We start from the raw sequence: 19,050 nt of genomic DNA, 5'->3' as shown, positions 1-19,050 counted from the left end.
AGCCGCACGTCTCCATGGTCGCACCTCGACGTCATGCAAGATGAATCTTCTGCAGCGAGATCTCACCCCGCAGCGGACGCTCTGCAACTTGTGCCAGATCAGAGACGAATGTGTCCGCGATCGATCGGGTAGTGGTGAGTTGAACCGACAGAACGTTGTTCGCCTGACTGCACACGGTTGCGCCGTGCCGGTACGCCACGAGCGCGACTGGATCGACGCGTTGGAAAGTCGCGGTGACGTGTAGGCCGACCTGTGGTGTCACCGGAACGAACGGACCGTGGTCCGTCTTGATTCGAACTATCCCGACGATCTTGTTGAGACGCTTGATCAACATGGCGTCGGAAATCGTTGCCGGGCAACTGTATGCGATCGACATCCCGCTGACTCCCGGCGATGTCACGGACACCCACGTCGACAGACTGACGACCTCGACGCCGAGCTTCCACCCCAGCGAAGAAATACGGGCGAGAACTGCTGCGGTGTCATGGCATTCGACGACCATGGTGCCAACCCGTGTCGGTTCACCCATTCCCACGACCTCTTTCGGCTCAGAGAGGCAGTTCGGGCGCATCGACACCGACGATTCGCGATCCCCGGAAGAAGTCGAGAAGCTCTTTGTCGCCGTGTGCGCCGATACCGCTTCCGCCCCAGAAACTCTGGGTCGAGTGGTCGTCGAGGTCCAGGAGACTGGTGCTGTTGATCTTGTTCTCGCCGCACTCGATCCGGGTCGCAAGTTCACGAGCGGCGTCGACGTCCGCACCGAACACGTAACCGGCCAGGCCGGTATCGAGAGCGTTCGCCTCGAGCAGTGCCTGCTCGTCGGTTGACGCGCGGTGCACGGTCAGGATCGGTCCGAAGGTCTCCGTCTTGGTGTGCTCCGACGAGATCCCGTGCACCACTGTCGGAGGGAAGAACCATCCGGAAAGGTCCGGCACAGGAGTGCTCGAGACAGCTGTGCCGCCCACGCCGTGGAGGAAGTCGACAGTCGCGCGCATTCGTTGCAGTTGAGGCTCGTTCGCCTGCGGACCCATCGTAGTGTTGTCGTCACCGGTTCGCCCGAGCGCGATTTCAGCCGTGCGGTCGAGTATTGCGTCGACAAGACGGTCGTGAAGGTGTGGTGGCACGAAGACGCTTCCCGGACTCTCACACCATTGCCCGTTGAGTTTGGTGAACCCGTCGACGAGTGCGGTCGCAGTCAGATCGATATCGGCGTCGGCGCGGACGATCACGGGATTGTTGCTGCCGAGTTCGAGTTGAAGCGCCTTGAAGTCGGCCGAGGCCGCAGCGGCGATGGAACTGCCGGCTGCTCGGCCGCCGGTGAACGCCAGTGCTCGGATTCGTCGATCGGCGGCCAGTAGATGCCCGACGTCCCCGCCGCCGTGAACGAGTTGAAACAGAGCTTTCGGTGCGTCGAGTTCGGCAATGGCACGCGAGATCGCCTCGGCGAGCACATTGGGGCCCGACGGAGCCCAGTTGGCGGGCTTGGCGATGACAGGAGCGCCCGCGGCCAATGCGAATGCGGTCTTCTTCGCGGTGATGAAGCTCGGTGCATTCCACGGTGCGATCACAGCGGTCGGGCCCCAAGCCAGCCGATGTAATTGTGCGCCCGACGCCAACTGCTCGAACCCCGAGGAGTCTTCCAGATGCTTTGCAGCACTACGGAACAGATCGGGAAGTCCGCCCGCGAACAGCGTGCTGATCGATAGGGGGAGACCGTTGTTCTTTGAGTCCTCACGAGCGATCGCCGTTGTTCGTTCCTCGACAAGTTCGGCAGTTCTCTCGAGTAAGAGCACTCGGTCGGCTACCGATCGACGGGTCCAGACACCCGATCGATGGAGTTCTGTCGCGGCGGTGATTGCCCTCTCCACCTGATCGGCGGAAGACGAGAGTTGGGCTTGCAGTTTCTCTCCGGTGTCGGGATCGGTGAGAAATTCGCCGAGTTCGACAGCTGGTGGTTCGACGTTTCCGTCGATCGTGTTGTTCTGGGGCACGAGTGAGCATGAAGTGGTCATGACTGTCCTTCGTGGCGAAATCGTGTGTAGGTCAGATGTTGTCGAGGTAGCGTTCGCGTTCCCAGTCGGTGACCGCGGACATGAAGGAATCCCATTCGTCCTTGGCGACAGCCGCGTAGTGCGACACGACCTCGGCGCCGAACGCCGCGAGTGCGAACTCACTGGCTTCGAGCGCACGCGCCGCCTCGTCGAGTGTGCTGGGCAGCGGTTGCTGCTTCACCTTCTCGAGTGTGTCCGTGTCGCTGTACCCGTCGCGTCGTACCGGTGCGCCGGGATCGAGCTTTCGGCTCAGGCCGTCGTTCATCGACGCCAGAACGGCGGCGAGTGCGAGATACGGATTTGCGTCCGCCCCTGGCAGCCTCATTTCGAGACGGTTGGCGGACGGCGCCCCGGTAATGAGTCGGCAGGTAGTCGTCCTGTTGTCGAAACCCCAGGTCAAGCCGTTCCCCGAGAAGTCGTGGCTGGCTCTGGTCCGGCGCATCGAGTTGATGGTCGGCGTGTAGAACAGCATGAGTTCCGGACAATGTTCGAGAACGCCGCCGACCGCTTGCAGCAGTTCGGCACTCGCCGTGTTTTCTGCGTTTTCGTCGTGGAACGGGAAGGTGTCGTCGCTACGCATGGACGCGTGAATATGACACGACGAGCCCATGCCGTCGGTGCTCGGGCGTGCCATGAAGGTCGCAGTGAGCCCTTCCGCCGCCGCGACATCGTGGACCACCTGCTTGAAGAGCACATGGCGGTCGGCCATCTCGAGAGCCGTTCCGTATTCGAGGTTGATCTCCCACTGGCCCAGCCCGTACTCGACCTGAGAGACCTCGACGGGAATTGCGCTCTCCTCCAGGGCGGTTCGTACCTTGCGGAAGAAGGGTTCCATCGCATTGCCGGCGGTGATGGTGTAGTCCGAGGGCACCAGGGTGGTGGGTTCGAGATCCCGATAGCCGCTTCGCCTCAACGCGTCGGGGGTACCCCGATAGAGGTGAAACTCGAGTTCCGTTGCCGCATAGACGGTGTGACCGTCGGATTCGAGCTTGTCGATCTGTTTGCGCAGGATCGTGCGCGGTGCGATCGGGACCAGCTCGCCGGTGTGTTCGTCTACCGAGTCGGCGATGACGATGGCAGTGGATTCCAGCCACGACGCGCGTCGTAGTGTTCCCAGATCAGGGCGCAAGCGGAAGTCGTGCCAGCCGGTGTGCCCGCCGGCGTAGTCGACAACCAGTTTGTCCATGCGCTGGTTGGCATCCCAGGCATATACGCAGGTGCACACATGCAGGCCCTCGTCGATGTTCCCGAGGAAAATTCGCGTCGGGACCCGCTTGCCGATCAATCGTCCGTAGAGGTCGATACCGGCGATGAGGACGGTGTCGATGTCGGACTCGGCCAGCTCGGCTGTGGTGAGCCGGCCTTTCATCGGGCGAGCCATCCGCCGTCGACGGGCAGCTGGACCCCACTGATGTAGGAGGCGTCGTCGGACAGGAGGAAGGAGACTGCAGCACCCATGTCCTCGGGGCGTCCGACGCGCGGCACCAGGAGCCTGGACTTCATGAAGTCGAGAACTTCGCCGGAGGAGACGTCGATGCCAGGTAGGAAGGCGGTGGGGACCGGGCCCGGGGCGATTGCGTTGACCCGTACGTTGTACCGCGAGAGTTCGACGGCCAGAGCCTTCGTCAGCATCTTCACTCCACCCTTCGACGCGTTGTAGTGGACCTGGGCGAAGCCCTGAGAGGACACGACGACGTCCGCTTCCACCGTCGACAAGTTCACCACAGCGCCGCTGTTGCCGTCGCGGAAGTACGGGGTGGCGATCTGCGTGACGATGAACATGCCCTTGAGATTGACGTCGAGGACGAGATCCCACTCTTCGTCGGTGAGGTTCTCCAGAGAACTCATCGTGATCAGACCGGCGTTGTTGACGAGGTAGTCGAAGCGTCCCCATTCGGCGACGGTGGCCTCGAAAGCGGCGCTCACGGCGGCGCGGTCGCGCACGTCGGCCTCGAGAGCGAGCGCGGGTGTGCCGTACTGCGATTCGATCAGTGCGACGGTCTCTTTTGCACTTTCGATGTGAAGGTCAACGACCGCGACGCGGGCACCATCGGAGGCGAGGCGCAGTGCGATACCGCGGCCGATTCCGGAACCTGCACCGGTGATGAGGGCGACCTTGTTCTCATGCGTACGTGACATTGTTGTCTTCCATTCTGTAAGGATCGGTCTGGCGTGAAGGATCGGTCTGGTGAGAGGTTGCAGCGTCGACGAGCCACGAGAAGAGCGGGTCGATGTCGACGAAGAATTCGGGGTGCCACTGCACGCCCACCACGGGGCGATCGTCGGCCTGGATGGCTTCGGCGACGCCGTCGAGCGCGCGTCCGACGATCCGAAGGCCGTTCCCCGGGGCGTCCACGGCTTGGTGGTGAAGGCTGTTCACGTGAATGCTGTTGCCGAACAGACTGTGTGGGACGGAACCGGATTCCAGAGCGACGTGTTGCGGTCGGTACGAACGCGGGTAACCGAAGAAACTGTGTGCCTCACCGGCGTCGGTCGGAAGGTCGGCAATCAGTGTGCCCCCGCGCGCGACGTTGACGACCTGGTGTCCTCGACACACACCCAGGATCGGCAGTCCGATTTCCCAGGCCGCATCGACCAGGGAGAACTCGAATTCGTCCCGAGCGGGGTCGATCATCGAGGAGTTTGGTCCGGGGGTGCGCCCGTATCGCCTGGGGTCCACGTCGGAACCACCGCTGAGTACGAGGGCGTCGAGATGCTCGACGATTCGGCGCGGATCACTGTGGATACTCAGCAGGATCGGTTGACCACCGGCCGCGCGGATTTTCGAGGGAAAATCGGTGAAGAACATTTCCATCAACGCGTCGCCGACGACGTTGGGTAGTGACGGCCCGCCGCGGTCGACCCGGCCGGTGACTCCGATCAGGGGCATGGCGGGGAGTGCCTCCGCCGTCATCGTGAATTGGGTCATAGGAGCGAGCATAGAACCATTGAATGGCTTTTCGCTAGAGTTTGGCTTGTAAAGTTGGGGTAACGGGTTCGAAGTGCCGCGCGCTGCTGTATCTATTCAAGGACAGTTGCGAATGGGAGCGTTCGATTTCGTAGGTCAAGACGAAGCGTAAGAGTCGGTCCAGGCACCGAGTAGGGGGTACGAGACGTGCAGATCGACAAGCTGCCGGCCATTGAATTCATGGTCAGTGCACCGACGTTGGGGGAGGATATCGCTCGACGCTTGCGACTGCTCATTCACAGCGGCGCGCTCAGCCCCGGTGATCGCCTGCCGTCCGAGCGTGAACTGTCTCAGCAACTCGAAGTCGGTCGAGTCAGTGTGCGAGAAGCGATCCGAATCCTTCAGGCGATGGGATACATCGAGGTTCGGCGAGGAGCCACCGGCGGATCGTTCGTTTCGGAGTTGACCAGGCCTTATGAAGACTGGGTTGGCCAGTTGAAAGCGCGAGAGGCAGATATCGACGAGATCGTCGACCTCCGTATCGGGTTGGAAATGCGCACGGCGAGCCTCGCGGCGGTCCGGCGAACCGATCGTCATCTTCTCGAGTTGCTCGAATCCATTGAGCAATTGGGGGTTTCCGGAAGTCGGGGATCGTTCCGGGCTTGTGACGCCAGGTTCCACGGCGGTATCGCCAGAGCGGCGGGAAACAGCAGGTTGGAGGCCGCTGTGGTCGAGGCTCGCGGCGAAATGTTCGTCCCCGTCGATCATCTCGTATTCGAAGACCAGGTCGAGGCTTCGAGGGTGGAGCACAAGGAGATCTTCGAGGCGATCAAGCGGGGCGACAGCGCTCGCGCGGCGGAAGCGATGGAACGTCACATTCTGCACGCAAAAGACGAGCTCAAACGCTTGGCGCTGCAGGAAGAAGGCTGACGGGAGCGCGACGAACGGACGGTGCGTCCCGTTTTTCGCAAGTAAAAGTTTTGTGAATTGGGTCCCGAATCAACTTCAATGGTTCTAACATCGCCGGTATGACCCATACTTCCGTCAATGCTTCACGCGATGCATCCGGCGATGACCGAACTCTTCGAGGCTCGCTGGGTACCGGTTCGATAGTCCTTATGGTCGTTGCCGCGGCCGCTCCCCTGACTGTGATCAGTGGGCTTGTGCCGCTGGGCATTTCCGGGGGTAACGGTGCAGGCTTCCCGATGACCTTCGCCGTGACAACCGGTGTGCTTCTGCTCTTCGCAGTCGGATTCACCGCGATGTCGCGTTACATCCCGGGAACCGGCGCGTTCTATCTCTACATCGGACATGGCCTCGGCCGTGGTGCCGGCGTTGGCAGTGCGATGTTGGCGCTTGTCAGTTACAGCACAGTGCAATTGGCCGTTTACGGCTACCTCGGCCCGGCAATGAGTTCGTTGATCACCTCGTACGGTGGTCCGGAGGTGCCGTGGTGGATCTTCTCGCTCGCCTCGTTGGCTCTGGTCGCAGTCCTCGGATTTCGTCATATCGAATTGTCGGGCAAGGTGCTCGGCATCCTGTTGATCGCAGAGGTTGGGATCGTCGTCGTCCTCGACGCTTTCATCATCGCCGACGGTGGTCCCGAAGGCCCGTCGACGGCAATGTTCTCTCCGTCGGAAATCTTCTCCGGATCCCCCGGCGTCGCATTGGTATTCGCGCTTGCCGGTTACATCGGCTTCGAGTCGACGGCGATCTTCCGCGACGAGGCGAAGGATCCGGCGCGGACGATCCCACGAGCGACGTACGCTGCCTTGATCCTCATCGGAGGCTTCTATGCTCTCTCCAGTTGGGCGGTCGTGACGGCTTGGGGTGATACGGGTGCCGTGGACATTGCGGGCACCGACCCCGACGGCATGTTGATCACCACTGCCACCGACTTTGCCGGATCGGTGACGGCCCATCTGATTCAAATTCTGTTGGTGTCCAGTCTCTTTGCCGCAGTTTTGTCTCTCCACAATGTCTTGGCCAGGTACATCTTTGTTCTGTCGAACACCGGCGTTCTGCCAGGTGCAGGTGGGCGTACGCACCGCGTGCATGGTTCGCCGCACATCGCGTCTGTGGTGCAGTCCTGCTGTGCTCTGGTGCTTCTCGGCGCTTGCATCGCCATCGGTCTGGATCCGGTGACACAGATCTTCGCGTGGTTCGCCGGTGTCGCAACGGTGGGGATCGTGGCTCTCATGTTGCTCACGTGCCTTGCAGTTCTCGTCTTCTTTCATCGTACGAAGGTCGATCAGCGCTTCTGGCACACCAAACTTGCCCCGAGCCTGGGGCTCGTCGGACTCATCGGATTTGCGATCGCCATTGCCGGAAACCTCCCGCTTCTTCTGGGTGGCAACGTACTGGCAGTAGTGATGACCGGGGTGCTGATGCTCGCGTTTGTCGGCGGGTTCCTCTATGCGCGTCGACGGAAGCAAGTGAGCTTCGAACTCCCGTCGTGAGTGGGCTTCGGTGAAATGATGGGTGCGCCCGCACTCGAGAAAGTAGGACTCCCCATGACGTTCGCGGATCTTGACGGTGACGAACTGTGGAGTTATCTGCAGGAGCGTTCAGGATTGCCCGGCCCGCGCGCGAACCTCGCGCTCATGCTCGAGTTCGCGCGCGGCGCCGACAGTGACGACATCCTGCAGGCGGTGGAGTCCGAAGACGAATACATCCGCTGCTGCGGGATCGTCGGGCTCGGATTCATCCTTGTTCGTTCACGCGACGAGGCTGTTCTGGACAGTCTGACGGCGGCGACCACCAGTGCGTCGTGGCGTGCACGTGAAGCTGCCGCGATGGCCGTTCAGGCGATAGGTGACACGGATCCGGAATTGTTGCGGGCGATCATCGAGCAGTGGGCACGTTCCGCCCATCCATTGACGCTGCGCGCAGCAGCCGCCGGGATCTGCGAGCCGCGGTTGCTGAAGGACAAGACCAACGCTGCGCTGGCAGTTCAGGTGTGCCGAGACGCTACCGAATGGATTGTCTCGCAACCGGCTGATGCCCGTCGTGAAGCCGACACACGCACTCTCCGGCAGGCGCTCGGATACTGCTGGAGCGTCGCGGTCGCAGCGGACCCGAAGAATGCACTGTCGGCATTCGTCTCCCTGGAGGCGTCGGACGACGCCGATGTCGTCTGGATCGTGCGGGAGAACCGGAAGAAGGCCCGCCTGCGCAAGGTGCTCGAAACCTGACCCGTGGATCAGAGACGTAGGTTATCCTCAGAATTAGAACCTGTTCTAACTACGAGGGGTAGACCATGGCACCGTCCGCAGAGGTAATCCGCAAGACCGTCGACGCCTACATCGAGACAGTTGCCACGGGCACTGCCGCACAGGTTGTGGCCCTGTACGCCGAGGGTGCAACCGTCGAAGACCCGGTTGGCACCGACGTGCGCACCACTCGCGAGTCCATTCTCGAGTTCTACTCCGTGATCGAGAACTTCGACCAGGAAGCTCACCTTCACACCCTCCGCATCGCCGGAAACGAAGCGGCATTCCACTTCTCGCTGATCACCAAGCTCGGCGAGCAGACGCTGACCATCGCACCCATCGACGTCATGACTTTCGACGACGACGGCAAGATCCTGTCGATGCGCGCATTCTGGAACCAGGAAGACATGATCACCGCCTGATATGACGGTGAAGACGATCGACGTCGACGGATTCCGTTGGCAGATCGACGATTCCGGTTCTGGGACAGCCGTGGTTATGTGCCACGGCTTTCCCGGCCTCGGATACAGCTATCGCCATCAGTCGGCGGCGTTGGCGGAAGCCGGCTTTCGAGCGATTGCGCTCGACATGCCCGGTTACGGCGGCACTACCCGCCCCGACGCGATCGAGAACTACACCAACGATGCCGTCGCGAACCGGCTGATCGACCTACTCGATGCTCTCGGAATCGACAAGGCGGTATTCGTCGGTCACGATTTCGGCGCGCCGGTCGCGTGGACCACTGCTCTGCGCCACCCCGATCGTGTTGCGGGACTGGTCTCGTTGGCGGTCCCCTATGCGCCCGACCGGTTCCCGGCCAAGCCGTCGACGATCTACGCCGGCATGGCGCGCAAGCACTTTCTGCACATTCACTATTTCCAGGAACCGGGTGTCGCGGAGCGCGAACTCGACGCCCGTCCACGTGAATTCCTTCAACGGCTCTTCCATGCCTTGTCCGGGGCTTGCCGGTACCTCGACGTCTGGAAGAATCCGTCCGAAGGAAACGGCTACCTCGACGTACTTCCCGAGGCGCCTGCATTGCCGTGGTCGTGGCTCACCGAGGGCGATCTGGACGTCTATGTAAAATCCTTTACGGCAACAGGTTTCACAGGTGGCTTGAACTGGTACCGGGCGTACGACGCCAACTGGGAACGCAGTGCGGATCTGGACGGCGCGCACATCGGCGTCCCGACGCTCTTCGTCGCGGGAGCCGAAGATCCGGTCATCGCGATGAGCGGCCCCAAGGCGCTGGAACGGATGAAGGACACCGTCCCCGACCTGCGGGGTGTGCACCTCCTCAGTGGCGCGGGGCACTTCGTCCAACAGGAACGTGCTGCCGAGGTCAATGAACTTTTGATCTCTTTCCTTCGGTCTCTCTAGGCGAAATCGGGCAGAAGGTCTAGCGTTGCGCAGATGCGCACCAGGATCTTCGATCGCAGTATTCGGGTAGGTGTCACCGGTGCTCTTGTTGCCGGTTCGCTTCTGGCTCTAGGTGTGTCCGGTGCCGCCGCCGCGGCGCCCTGCCCCGGATCGTCCCCCGCCGTCCTCAGCGTTCAGATTCCGGGCGCAGCTCTCGAGGGTGTCACGGTGGACGGGCAGGGGCGCCTGTACACGACAGACCTGGTGAGTGGGCGAATCTTCCGCGTCGACGCGCCTGGTCAGGCTGCAGTTCCGATCGCGACGGTTCCCGGCGGTGCGGGCGCGCTGGCGTGGAGCCCGGACGGTTCACTGCTGGTGGGAACCGGAGCAAACGCCGGCGTGCTGATCGGCGATCTGACGCGGGCTGCGTCGGTCGCTCGGGTGGACGTGAACTCCGGTGCCGTGACACCTATAGCCGGTGGTCTGAGCGCTGCAAACGGCCTCGCCGTCGCGCACGACGGAACGATTTATGCCACCAACGATTTCGGTTCGCTGATCGGAAAGGTCAGCCCAGGCGGTGCCGTCGACCCGGCGTGGGCAACCTTCCCGAGTGCAAACGGCGCCGCCCTGAGTGGCGATAATCGCTGGCTCTACGTGTCGCGCACGTTCGCAAACCCGGGCGTCAGCCGCATCTCCGTGGACAATCCGGGGTATTCGGAATCGTTGGTCGATCTCGGCGGTTTCGAAACCTTCTCTGCCCCAGATGGTTTGACCTTGGATTCGCGCGATCGCGCAATCGTTCCCACGGACATCAGTGGTGAGGTGTGGCGGATCGACGGACCCGGCCAGTACTGCTCGCTCACCAGCGGACTGCAAGCGTCGAGCGTGTTGACCTACGGGCGTGGCAATTCCGGTTTCGCGGCCGGGCATCTCTACCGCGCCGGATTCGACGGAAAGATCTTCGAGATTCCGGCCGGCTTCGACGCGGGCGCCCAGGCGGCAACCCCGTAACGCGACACCCTGACGCGACTTACCCACTACTGATGCCGGGACTGCCGGAATCGTCCATACTGGTCTGCATGGCGGAAACGAGTGAGATCGACGAGGCCGAGGTGGCCCTTCCCGCGATACCGCAGCCGTTGCTGACCCCGCTCACGGAAGCTGCGATCTTCCTGGTTTTCACCATCGACGAGGGTGGTGAGCAGGCAGTTCACGACGTTCTGGCGGATATTTCCGGGCTGCAGCGCTCGATCGGATTCCGGGTTCCCGCAGGTGGCTTGGCTGCCGTCGTCGGCATCGGTTCGGACGCATGGGACCGGCTTTTCGACGGACCGCGCCCGGCGGAATTGCACCCGTTCATCGAGTTGACCGGTGACAAACACCACGCTCCCAGCACACCGGGCGATCTGTTGTTCCACATCCGGGCCCGTCAGATGGACCTGTGCTTCGAGTTCGCCACGGTCGTGACCAACAGGTTGGCCGGCGCCGCGTCGGTGATCGACGAGGTCCACGGGTTCAAGTACTTCGAGCAACGCGACCTCATGGGTTTTGTCGACGGCACCGAGAACCCGTCCGGGCAGGCCGCATACGTCGCGGTCACCGTCGGTGACGAGGATCCGGACTTCGCGGGCAGCAGTTACGTCATCGTCCAGAAGTACCTCCACGACATGTCGGAGTGGAATTCCCTGCCCGTCGAGGAGCAGGAGAACGTGATCGGGCGCTCCAAGCTCGAAGACCTCGAGATGGACGACGACACCAAACCGGCCAACTCGCACACCGCACTCACCGTCATCGAGGACGAAACCGGTGAGCAGATCCAGATCCTGCGCGACAACATGCCGTTCGGCCACGTCGGCTCCGCTGAAATGGGAACCTACTTCATCGGTTACTCGGCGTCGCCGACGGTGACCGAGCAGATGCTCACCAACATGTTCATCGGGAATCCCGTCGGCAACTACGACCGCATTCTCGATTTCTCGACGGCCGTCACCGGAATCAATTTCTTCGTTCCGACGGCGGACTTTCTCGACGATCCCCCGGACCTGCCGACCAGGCTCGTTCCCGAAGCGACGTTCACAGCGCCCATCTCTGACGGTTCTCTCGGAATCGGCAGCCTCAAAAGGAGTGCCCAGCAATGACAAACCTGCACCGCGACCTAGCACCCATTTCGGCAGCAGCCTGGGCCGAGATCGAAGAAGAGGCCAGCCGCACCTTCAAGCGTCACGTCGCCGGTCGTCGTGTCGTGGATGTGGAGGGACCGTCGGGTGACGATCTCGCGGCCATCCCGCTCGGGCATCAGGTGCCGATCAATCCCTTGGCCGACGGCGTCATCGCACACGCTCGTCAGTCGCAGCCGATCATCGAACTGCGGGTCCCCTTCACCGTCAGCCGTCAGGCCATCGACGACGTCGAACGCGGCGCGAAGGACTCCGACTGGCAGCCCGTCAAGGACGCGGCCAAGCAAATCGCGTTCGCCGAGGACCGCGCCATCTTCGAGGGATATCCCGCAGCCAGCATCACCGGCGTGCGGGCCAGCGGTTCCAACCCGGAACTGAAGCTCCCCGTCGACGCCAAGGACTACCCGGAAGCCATCAGCCAGGCGATCACGTCGCTGCGACTGGCCGGTGTCAACGGACCGTACTCACTGCTCCTGAACGCCGACGCGTTCACCGCGATCAACGAGACCTCCGATCACGGCTACCCGATCCGCGAGCACCTGCGACGCGTCCTCGACGGCGAGATCATCTGGGCCCCGGCCATCGACGGCGCTTTCCTGCTCTCGACACGTGGCGGCGACTACGAACTGCATCTGGGCCAGGACCTGTCCATCGGCTATCTCTCGCACGATGCGAACTCCGTCGAGCTGTATTTCCAGGAATCGATGACGTTCCTCATGTACACCAGCGAAGCCGTTGTCTCATTTGCGTAAGACCTTTCGAAACCTCTGATACCAGGGCGGGCGAGGCAGTTCGCCGATGTCCTGGAGGTGGGCGACAAAAGCCTGGGCGTCCGCGTGTGAAGTCGTCTTCGGACGTCCCTCCGCCCACGCTGTGAACAACCCAAGATAACGATCACCGAGAATATGGCGCACCACCGGAAGGTGGTGCGCCACTTCTCCTGCGCGCTTTCGGAGCAGTGCCGCCGAGACAACGGCGGCATCGTCTGTGTCGAAGCCTTCGGGTAGTTCGCCACCCGCCACCAGTGCGCGAATCAGCGCCTCTTGACGCTCACCGAGCGTGCTCATGTGCGTGACCAGTCGGTGCTCGCGGTGATGCGATCCAGACCCGCTGCATCGGCGATGGCATCGAGCTCGTCGAGCAATTCCAGTGCCGGCGGATAGTTTCCGTCGCGCTCGAGCATGATCGCGGGACGGTGACCGGCGGCGGTGAATTGCGCAAGAAGTTCCAGCACTGCTTCGGGCACCGGATCGGTATGCGTGTCGTGGTATTTGCTGTCGCTGATACTGCCACCGGCGATGTGGCAGTACGCGATTCGTTCGAGTGGTAGCCGGCTCAGCTCGGCCCAGGGATCACGCCCTCGGTTGAGAGCATTGGCGTAGACGTTCGCGATGTCGAGAACCAGCAGGGCTCCAGTGCGCTCGACGATCTCCGAGAGAAACTCCCCTTCGGTCAACTCGTCGTCGGGCCAGTCGAAAAGGGCGGCAACGTTTTCGACGGCAAACGGCACCGGTAGACCGTCCTGAGTGCGGGTGATGTTGCGTGCCAAGATATCGATCGCTTCGTAGGTGCGTGGCAGTGGGAGCAGGTGCCCGGCCTCGATGCCGCCCGCCCGCACGAAGGCGATGTGCTCACTCGCCAAGGGGGCGTCCAGTAGCCGGGATGCATGCGCAAGGTGATCGATCCGTGCCTGATCTACCGCCTCGGCCCCGCCAAGGGAGAGCGAGATTCCGTGCGGGATCACCGGAACTCCCAGCGAACCGAGGTGCGGCGGTATCTCGTTTCCGATGGATTCGGCAATGACTTCGCAGAATGCCAGGCCGTCCAGCTGCGCGATGATTCCGGAGACCTCGGGACGCCAACCGATTCCCAGGCCGTACAGGGTCATTCGAGTCACCTCCCGTGTGCAACTGCTAACGGCGACTATAGACGGATCAGCCGGGCAGCCAGTTGGGTCCTGGACCGTTGCCTTCTTCGAAGATCAGCCACGTTTTGGTCGAGAGAACCCCGTCGAGTCCCTGGAGTTCTTCGAGAACGGTGTGGCGTAGTTCCTGGTTGTCCGGGGCTCGAACCAACACCAGAACGTCGAAGTCGCCGCCGAGGAGGGAGAAATGCTCGACAAACGGCAGTGCCTTCAACGACGCCGCCAGACCTCGCCACGAGTGCTGCCTGATCGAAAGTGCCACGTACGCCGAGGAGCCGAGTCCGGCCCTCTCGTGGGCGATCCGCGTCGTGAATCCGGTGATGATTCCGGCGTCCTCGAGCCTTTCGATGCGGACGTAGGCGTGAGCGCGAGATATGTGCGCCTTCTCGGCCAGTGCACGCATGGAGATGCGACTGTCTGCGACCAGTTCGGCGATGATGCGGCGGTCGATCGCATCGAGAGCGTGCGGTTCGGTGGCCATCTGTCCATTCCTGCTTCGGTAGTCGAGTCGGTTCATGGACATATTGCTGCCCGAATCCTCATAATAGGCCGTTTTTCTTGAATCTTCGACGCCTTCTGCTATTACGTCGCCGAAGTGCGAATACTGATGGACACAACGTTTCTGGAGGTAGAAGTGACTCTTGTCGAGCCCTTGGGGGCGCTGCGGTATCAGAAGTTCCTGCCCGCCGATTCCGCGGTGCAGTACCTCGACCCCGCTGGAGAACTGACTCGCAGTGAGGCCCGCTACGCAAAACCGAGCGACGATCGCCTGATCGAGATGTATCGAAAGATGTTCCTGGGCAGGCGCTTCGACCAGCAGGCGACGGCGCTCACCAAACAGGGACGTCTGGCTGTGTATCCGTCCTCGCGGGGGCAGGAGGCATGTCAGATCGCGGCAGCGATGAGTCTGGAGCCGAGTGACTGGCTCTTCCCCACCTATCGGGATTCGATGGCGTTGGCCGCCAGAGGCGTCGATCCGGTGCAGATTCTGAGCATGCTTGCCGGCGACTGGCATTGCGGATACGACCCGGTAGCACTACGCAGTGCGCCGCAGTGCACCCCGCTGGCAACGCAATTGCTGCATGCAGCGGGGGTGGCCTACGGAGAGTCGCGCCGGGGCTTGAACACCGTCGCGCTGGCGCTCTGCGGTGACGGGGCCACCAGTGAGGGCGACTTCCACGAAGCGCTGAACTTCGCCGCCGTCTTCAAGGCGCCGGTGATCTTTCTGGTGCAGAACAACGGATTTGCAATCAGCGTGCCACTGTCTCGTCAAAGTGCAGCACCGACGTTGGCGCACAAGGGCGTCGGCTACGGGATCGGCAGCGAGCAGGTAGACGGCAACGATCCTGTTGCGATGATGGCCGTCATGGACGAGGCGGCGCGCTTCGTTCGGAGCGGAAACGGACCGGTGATCGTCGAAGCACACACCTATCGCATCGACGCCCACACCAACGCCGACGACGCCACCCGCTACCGCGACAGCGCGGAGGTGGAAACGTGGCTCGGCCGAGACCCGTTGCCGCGACTCGAAAAGTATCTGCGCGCACACGATCTGATCGACGACGCGTTCGTGGAATCACTGACCGCAGAGGCCGAGGCCGAGGCCGCCACACTGCGCGCCGGCATGAACGTCGACCGCCCGCACGATCCGCTCGATCTGTTCCGGTACGTCTTCGCCGAGCAGACACCGCAATTGCGTGAGCAACAGGCGCAACTCGAGACCGAACTTGCCGCCGAAGCCGCTGACACAGGGGGAAACTGACCATGCCCATGCTCACGATGGCTCAAGCCCTCAACACCGCACTACGGGACTCGTTGGCCGCGGACGACAACGTCGTCGTCTTCGGTGAGGACGTCGGTACCCTCGGCGGCGTCTTCCGCGTCACCGACGGCCTCACCCGCGACTTCGGTGACGACCGGTGCTTCGACACTCCCCTCGCCGAGTCCGGCATCATCGGATTCGCAATCGGTATGGCCATGGCCGGTTTTCGTCCGGTCGTGGAAATGCAGTTCGACGCGTTTGCCTATCCGGCATTCGAGCAGATCGCCTCCCACGTCGCAAAGATCCGCAACCGCACGAAGGGCGCACTGTCGATTCCGATCGTCATCCGTGTTCCTTTTGCCGGTGGTATCGGCGGGGTGGAGCATCACTGTGATTCCAGCGAGGGCTACTACGCACACACGCCCGGCCTGAAGGTCGTGGCGCCGTCCACGGTGGACGATGCGTACTCGCTGCTACGTTCGGCGATCGAGGACCCCGACCCGGTGATCTTCCTCGAACCCAAGAAGCTGTATTTCTCCCGTGCAGATGTCGAACTGACCGCACTTGAGCCGATCGGTCGCGCCGTCGTCCGGCGCCCCGGTCGTGACGCGACGCTCATTGCCTACGGCCCGTCCGTGGAGGTTGCACTGAAGTCGGCCGAGGCCGCTGCGGCCGACGGCCGCGACATCGAGGTGATCGACATCCGCTCGATAGTGCCGTTCGACGACGAGACGGTCACTGCATCGGTGCGAAAGACCGGACGCTGCATCGTCATCCAGGAAGCGCAAGGTTTTGCCGGCGTGGGTGCGGAAATTGCTGCCCGCGTGCAGGAGCGGTGCTTCCACCATCTCCACGCCCCGGTGCTCCGGGTCAGCGGATTCGACATCCCCTACCCCGCACCGAAGCTCGAGCGTCACCACCTGCCGAGCGTCGACCGCGTCCTCGATGCCGTCGATCGTCTGCAGTGGAACGACACTCCCGACACCCGTTGGGCGGTGACGGCATGAGCAACCAGGTATTCATGCTCCCCGACCTGGGTGAAGGACTGGCCGAGGCCGACATCGCGGAGTGGCACGTCAAGGTAGGCGACGTGGTCACCATCGATCAGATCGTCGTCGAGGTCGAGACTGCGAAAGCTGCTGTGGATGTGCCCATCCCGTTCGCCGGGACCGTGATCGAACTCCACGGCAAAGACGGTGACACCGTGAAGGTGGGTACGCCGCTGATCACTGTGAGTGGTGGCGACAGTGTAGACGCGGTCGTCTCGGCTAACCACGAGCAATACCGCGAAGAAGAACGTGCCGGTTCGGGTAACGTCCTGATCGGCTACGGCACCAGTGAGGATGCACCGAGACGCCGACGTCGGACTTCTTCGTCGGTACGCGTGATCTCGCCGATCGTTCGTAAACTGGCTGCCGACAACGATATCGACCTGTCTATCCTCTCCGGATCCGGTGCAGGCGGGGTCATCACCCGCGCTGATGTCGAGGCAGGGTCGAACACCGGCACGGAAACGGAAACGTCGCATGTGGGCGACCAGCGGATCCCGATCAAGGGGCTACGCAAGGTGGTGGCCGACAAGCTGTCCACCAGCCGCCGCGAGATTCCCGACGCGACAACCTGGGTCGACGTCGACGCCACCGAACTGTTGGCGGCGCGAGGCGAGATCAACAAGTCACTGCCCGATTCCGACAAGATCAGCCTGATGGCGCTGCTGGCTCGGCTGACCACCGCCGCATTGGCGCAGTACCCCGAACTGAACTCGTCGGTCGACACGGCTCGAGGCGAGATAGTTCGACACGCCCGCATCCACCTCGGAATCGCCGCACAGACACCGAAGGGATTGATGGTGCCGGTCATTCGCAATGCCGACACCCTGAGCACTGTCGAACTCGCACAGGCACTTCGGGTAACCACCGACCTTGCCCGCGACGGCAAACTCGAACCCGCCCGCCTGACCGGCGGCACGTTCACACTCAACAACTACGGGGTATTCGGGGTTGACGGATCGACTCCGATCATCAACCACCCCGAGGCGGCGATCCTTGGGATCGGACGCATCATCGACAAGCCGTGGGTGGTGAACGGCGAGTTGACCGTCCGTAAGGTCACTCAGATCTCGTTGAGCTTCGACCACCGCGTCTGTGACGGCGGCGAAGCCGGCGGATTCCTGAGGCTGTTCGGTGACTACATCGAGAACCCGATCCGCATCCTGGGAAGGCTCTGATGACCACGGCTCCGATGACCAAGGCTTCGATGACGGCCGGCAAACGGCACAGTGATGTCGTGATCCTCGGTGGCGGATCGGGCGGCTATGCCTGCGCCATCCGCGCCGCCCAACTCGGATTGTCGGTCACATTGGTCGAGGCAGACAAGGTCGGCGGAACGTGCCTGCACCGCGGATGCATCCCGACCAAGGCGCTGCTGCATTCCGCCGAGGTGGCCGACTCGGCACGCACCAGTGAGCAATTCGGAGTCCGGGCATCTTTTGACGGCATCGACATCGCGCAGGTGCACGACTACAAGAACGGGACAGTCGAGCGGCTGTACAGCGGTCTGCAAGGTTTGTTGGCGCAACACAAGATCACTATTGTCAACGGATACGGAACGTACGTCGGTGGGCGAAGCATCGACGTCGACGGAACCCGCTATACCGGAACATCACTCGTTCTGGCCACCGGTTCGTATCCGCGGGAACTGCCCGGCATAGAGCTCGGCCGCCGGATCCTCACCAGCGACCAGGCGCTCGAACTCGACCGGGTGCCCAGCAGCGCAACAGTGCTCGGTGGCGGTGTCATCGGTGTCGAGTTCGCGAGCCTGTGGCGCTCCTTCGGCGCCGAAGTCACGATCGTCGAGGCACTCCCCCGACTCCTCGCCGCCGAGGACACGTGGTCGTCGAAGCAGCTGGAGCGGGCCTACCGGAAACGCGGAATCGTCTGTAAGACAGACACAAAGATCGTTTCCGCAAAAGAAGCAGCCGATTCGGTCCGCATCGAACTAGGTGACGGAACGATATTCGATACCGACCTACTGTTGGTCGCCGTCGGCCGCGGACCCCGCACGGACGGTAACGGTTTCGAAGAAAACGGAATCAGCCTCGACAAGGGTTTTGTCGTCACCGACGAACGCCTCCGTACGTCCGTGGACGGTGTGTACGCGGTCGGCGACATCGTGCCCGGTCTTGCGTTGGCGCACCGAGGTTTCCAACAAGGAATCTTTGTGGCTGAACAGATCGCCGGGAAGGATCCGCTACCGGTCGCCGAACACTTGATTCCTCGCGTGACGTACTCACATCCCGAAGTTGCATCAGTCGGACTCGGCGAAGAGGCGGCGCGCACGCAGTACGGCGACATCTCCACCGTCGTCTACGACCTGGCGGGTAACGGCAAGAGTCAGATCCTGCGAACCACCGGGGGAATCAAAGTGATTCGCAGAAGAACCAGAGGTCCCGTCGTCGGCGTCCACCTGGTGGGCGACCGGGTTGGCGAGCTGATCGGTGAGGCGCAGTTGGCAGTTGCCTGGGAAGCACTTCCCGATGAAGTGGGGCGTTTCATCCACGCGCACCCCAGCCAGAGCGAAGCGTTGGGTGAGGCCATGCTCGCCCTCGCGGGAACACCACTGCACGCGCACGGTTGACCCATAACCGGGAGAGGATCT

At 62.4% G+C, this 19,050-nt stretch carries 20 protein-coding genes; 12 read left to right on the top strand and 8 right to left on the bottom strand.

Annotated elements, in window-relative coordinates; all coding sequences use genetic code 11:
* Positions 1-31: 31 nt before the first annotated feature.
* From I7X09_RS12850 to I7X09_RS12830, 5 genes are read right to left on the bottom strand one after another with little or no spacing between them, the layout of a single operon-like run.
* The gene (locus I7X09_RS12850; RefSeq protein WP_124567004.1) at positions 32-529 is read right to left on the bottom strand and encodes a hypothetical protein; all 498 of its coding nucleotides are present in this window, start codon (positions 527-529) and stop codon (positions 32-34) included.
* Between the two features lie 19 nt (positions 530-548).
* Positions 549-2,012 carry an aldehyde dehydrogenase family protein gene (locus I7X09_RS12845; RefSeq protein WP_200317145.1) on the bottom strand — a complete coding sequence of 488 codons (1,464 nt, stop codon included), beginning with the start codon at positions 2,010-2,012 and terminating at the stop codon, positions 549-551.
* A gap of 31 nt (positions 2,013-2,043) precedes the next feature.
* The gene (locus I7X09_RS12840) at positions 2,044-3,420 is read right to left on the bottom strand and encodes a glutamine synthetase family protein (RefSeq protein WP_200317143.1); all 1,377 of its coding nucleotides are present in this window, start codon (positions 3,418-3,420) and stop codon (positions 2,044-2,046) included.
* Positions 3,417-4,190, bottom strand: coding sequence for an SDR family NAD(P)-dependent oxidoreductase (locus I7X09_RS12835; protein WP_021332597.1), 774 nt, complete (start codon positions 4,188-4,190; stop codon positions 3,417-3,419). Before I7X09_RS12835 ends, I7X09_RS12840 begins: the two co-directional genes overlap by 4 nt.
* Positions 4,174-4,980 carry a gamma-glutamyl-gamma-aminobutyrate hydrolase family protein gene (locus I7X09_RS12830; protein WP_234036905.1) on the bottom strand — a complete coding sequence of 269 codons (807 nt, stop codon included), beginning with the start codon at positions 4,978-4,980 and terminating at the stop codon, positions 4,174-4,176. Before I7X09_RS12830 ends, I7X09_RS12835 begins: the two co-directional genes overlap by 17 nt.
* A gap of 186 nt (positions 4,981-5,166) precedes the next feature.
* On the opposite strand from I7X09_RS12830, the gene I7X09_RS12825 reads away from it, so the two are divergent.
* From I7X09_RS12825 to I7X09_RS12790, 8 genes are all read left to right on the top strand, one after another.
* Complete coding sequence (locus tag I7X09_RS12825) at positions 5,167-5,889, top strand: FadR/GntR family transcriptional regulator (RefSeq protein ID WP_007729085.1); 723 nt, start codon at positions 5,167-5,169, stop codon at positions 5,887-5,889.
* A gap of 98 nt (positions 5,890-5,987) precedes the next feature.
* Positions 5,988-7,418 carry an APC family permease gene (locus I7X09_RS12820; RefSeq protein ID WP_234036904.1) on the top strand — a complete coding sequence of 477 codons (1,431 nt, stop codon included), beginning with the start codon at positions 5,988-5,990 and terminating at the stop codon, positions 7,416-7,418.
* Between the two features lie 54 nt (positions 7,419-7,472).
* A complete protein-coding gene (locus I7X09_RS12815) occupies positions 7,473-8,153 on the top strand; it encodes a hypothetical protein (RefSeq protein ID WP_200317141.1) in 681 nt (226 codons plus the stop codon).
* Between the two features lie 65 nt (positions 8,154-8,218).
* On the top strand, positions 8,219-8,593 hold the full coding sequence (locus I7X09_RS12810) for a nuclear transport factor 2 family protein (RefSeq protein WP_095973457.1): 375 nt from the start codon (positions 8,219-8,221) through the stop codon (positions 8,591-8,593).
* A gap of 1 nt (position 8,594) precedes the next feature.
* Positions 8,595-9,551 (top strand): alpha/beta fold hydrolase, encoded by a 957-nt coding sequence (locus I7X09_RS12805; RefSeq protein WP_124567008.1) that lies wholly within the window; start codon positions 8,595-8,597, stop codon positions 9,549-9,551.
* A gap of 33 nt (positions 9,552-9,584) precedes the next feature.
* Positions 9,585-10,541, top strand: a complete 957-nt coding sequence (locus I7X09_RS12800) for an SMP-30/gluconolactonase/LRE family protein (protein WP_200317138.1) — start codon at positions 9,585-9,587, stop codon at positions 10,539-10,541.
* A 68-nt stretch (positions 10,542-10,609) separates the two neighbouring features.
* A complete protein-coding gene (locus I7X09_RS12795; RefSeq protein ID WP_200317136.1) occupies positions 10,610-11,668 on the top strand; it encodes a Dyp-type peroxidase in 1,059 nt (352 codons plus the stop codon).
* Positions 11,665-12,459, top strand: a complete 795-nt coding sequence (locus I7X09_RS12790) for a family 1 encapsulin nanocompartment shell protein (RefSeq protein ID WP_166810427.1) — start codon at positions 11,665-11,667, stop codon at positions 12,457-12,459. The genes I7X09_RS12795 and I7X09_RS12790 overlap by 4 nt, the downstream gene beginning before the upstream one ends.
* Here I7X09_RS12790 and I7X09_RS12785 read toward each other — a convergent pair.
* Genes I7X09_RS12785 through I7X09_RS12775 form a run of 3 tightly spaced genes read right to left on the bottom strand, consistent with a single transcriptional unit; the run spans position 12,448 to position 14,112 of the window.
* A complete protein-coding gene (locus tag I7X09_RS12785; RefSeq protein ID WP_200317134.1) occupies positions 12,448-12,774 on the bottom strand; it encodes a hypothetical protein in 327 nt (108 codons plus the stop codon). The genes I7X09_RS12790 and I7X09_RS12785 overlap by 12 nt on opposite strands.
* Positions 12,771-13,595, bottom strand: coding sequence for a DUF692 domain-containing protein (locus I7X09_RS12780; protein WP_200317132.1), 825 nt, complete (start codon positions 13,593-13,595; stop codon positions 12,771-12,773). The genes I7X09_RS12785 and I7X09_RS12780 overlap by 4 nt, the downstream gene beginning before the upstream one ends.
* Positions 13,596-13,641: 46 nt before the next feature.
* The gene (locus I7X09_RS12775) at positions 13,642-14,112 is read right to left on the bottom strand and encodes an Lrp/AsnC family transcriptional regulator (RefSeq protein ID WP_095973450.1); all 471 of its coding nucleotides are present in this window, start codon (positions 14,110-14,112) and stop codon (positions 13,642-13,644) included.
* A 153-nt stretch (positions 14,113-14,265) separates the two neighbouring features.
* On the opposite strand from I7X09_RS12775, the gene pdhA reads away from it, so the two are divergent.
* From pdhA to lpdA, 4 genes are read left to right on the top strand one after another with little or no spacing between them, the layout of a single operon-like run.
* Positions 14,266-15,393 (top strand): pyruvate dehydrogenase (acetyl-transferring) E1 component subunit alpha, encoded by a 1,128-nt coding sequence (gene pdhA, locus I7X09_RS12770; protein ID WP_442800589.1) that lies wholly within the window; start codon positions 14,266-14,268, stop codon positions 15,391-15,393.
* Between the two features lie 2 nt (positions 15,394-15,395).
* A complete protein-coding gene (locus I7X09_RS12765) occupies positions 15,396-16,400 on the top strand; it encodes an alpha-ketoacid dehydrogenase subunit beta (RefSeq protein ID WP_200317126.1) in 1,005 nt (334 codons plus the stop codon).
* A complete protein-coding gene (locus I7X09_RS12760; protein ID WP_200317124.1) occupies positions 16,397-17,620 on the top strand; it encodes a dihydrolipoamide acetyltransferase family protein in 1,224 nt (407 codons plus the stop codon). Before I7X09_RS12765 ends, I7X09_RS12760 begins: the two co-directional genes overlap by 4 nt.
* On the top strand, positions 17,620-19,029 hold the full coding sequence (gene lpdA / locus I7X09_RS12755; protein WP_200317122.1) for a dihydrolipoyl dehydrogenase: 1,410 nt from the start codon (positions 17,620-17,622) through the stop codon (positions 19,027-19,029). Before I7X09_RS12760 ends, lpdA begins: the two co-directional genes overlap by 1 nt.
* Positions 19,030-19,050: the final 21 nt, after the last annotated feature.

It is taken from the genome of Rhodococcus sp. P-2 (assembly GCF_016598535.1).
GTDB lineage: Bacteria > Actinomycetota > Actinomycetes > Mycobacteriales > Mycobacteriaceae > Rhodococcus_F > Rhodococcus_F baikonurensis.
This window is presented reverse-complemented; position numbering and strand designations above follow the sequence as displayed.

Bases quoted from the DNA above. Each gene is read 5' to 3' on its own strand.
- I7X09_RS12760 (WP_200317124.1), top strand. From the start codon at position 16,397: ATGAGCAACCAGGTATTCATGCTCCCCGACCTGGGTGAAGGACTGGCC.
- I7X09_RS12780 (WP_200317132.1), bottom strand. From the start codon at position 13,595: ATGACCCTGTACGGCCTGGGAATCGGTTGGCGTCCCGAGGTCTCCGGA.
- I7X09_RS12810 (WP_095973457.1), top strand. From the start codon at position 8,219: ATGGCACCGTCCGCAGAGGTAATCCGCAAGACCGTCGACGCCTACATC.
- I7X09_RS12795 (WP_200317136.1), top strand. From the start codon at position 10,610: ATGGCGGAAACGAGTGAGATCGACGAGGCCGAGGTGGCCCTTCCCGCG.
- I7X09_RS12785 (WP_200317134.1), bottom strand. From the start codon at position 12,774: ATGAGCACGCTCGGTGAGCGTCAAGAGGCGCTGATTCGCGCACTGGTG.
- I7X09_RS12815 (WP_200317141.1), top strand. From the start codon at position 7,473: ATGACGTTCGCGGATCTTGACGGTGACGAACTGTGGAGTTATCTGCAG.
- I7X09_RS12845 (WP_200317145.1), bottom strand. From the start codon at position 2,012: ATGACCACTTCATGCTCACTCGTGCCCCAGAACAACACGATCGACGGA.
- I7X09_RS12765 (WP_200317126.1), top strand. From the start codon at position 15,396: ATGCCCATGCTCACGATGGCTCAAGCCCTCAACACCGCACTACGGGAC.
- I7X09_RS12805 (WP_124567008.1), top strand. From the start codon at position 8,595: ATGACGGTGAAGACGATCGACGTCGACGGATTCCGTTGGCAGATCGAC.
- lpdA (WP_200317122.1), top strand. From the start codon at position 17,620: ATGACCACGGCTCCGATGACCAAGGCTTCGATGACGGCCGGCAAACGG.
- I7X09_RS12835 (WP_021332597.1), bottom strand. From the start codon at position 4,190: ATGTCACGTACGCATGAGAACAAGGTCGCCCTCATCACCGGTGCAGGT.
- I7X09_RS12850 (WP_124567004.1), bottom strand. From the start codon at position 529: ATGGGTGAACCGACACGGGTTGGCACCATGGTCGTCGAATGCCATGAC.
- I7X09_RS12830 (WP_234036905.1), bottom strand. From the start codon at position 4,980: ATGACCCAATTCACGATGACGGCGGAGGCACTCCCCGCCATGCCCCTG.
- I7X09_RS12790 (WP_166810427.1), top strand. From the start codon at position 11,665: ATGACAAACCTGCACCGCGACCTAGCACCCATTTCGGCAGCAGCCTGG.
- I7X09_RS12775 (WP_095973450.1), bottom strand. From the start codon at position 14,112: ATGGCCACCGAACCGCACGCTCTCGATGCGATCGACCGCCGCATCATC.
- I7X09_RS12820 (WP_234036904.1), top strand. From the start codon at position 5,988: ATGACCCATACTTCCGTCAATGCTTCACGCGATGCATCCGGCGATGAC.
- I7X09_RS12840 (WP_200317143.1), bottom strand. From the start codon at position 3,420: ATGAAAGGCCGGCTCACCACAGCCGAGCTGGCCGAGTCCGACATCGAC.
- I7X09_RS12800 (WP_200317138.1), top strand. From the start codon at position 9,585: ATGCGCACCAGGATCTTCGATCGCAGTATTCGGGTAGGTGTCACCGGT.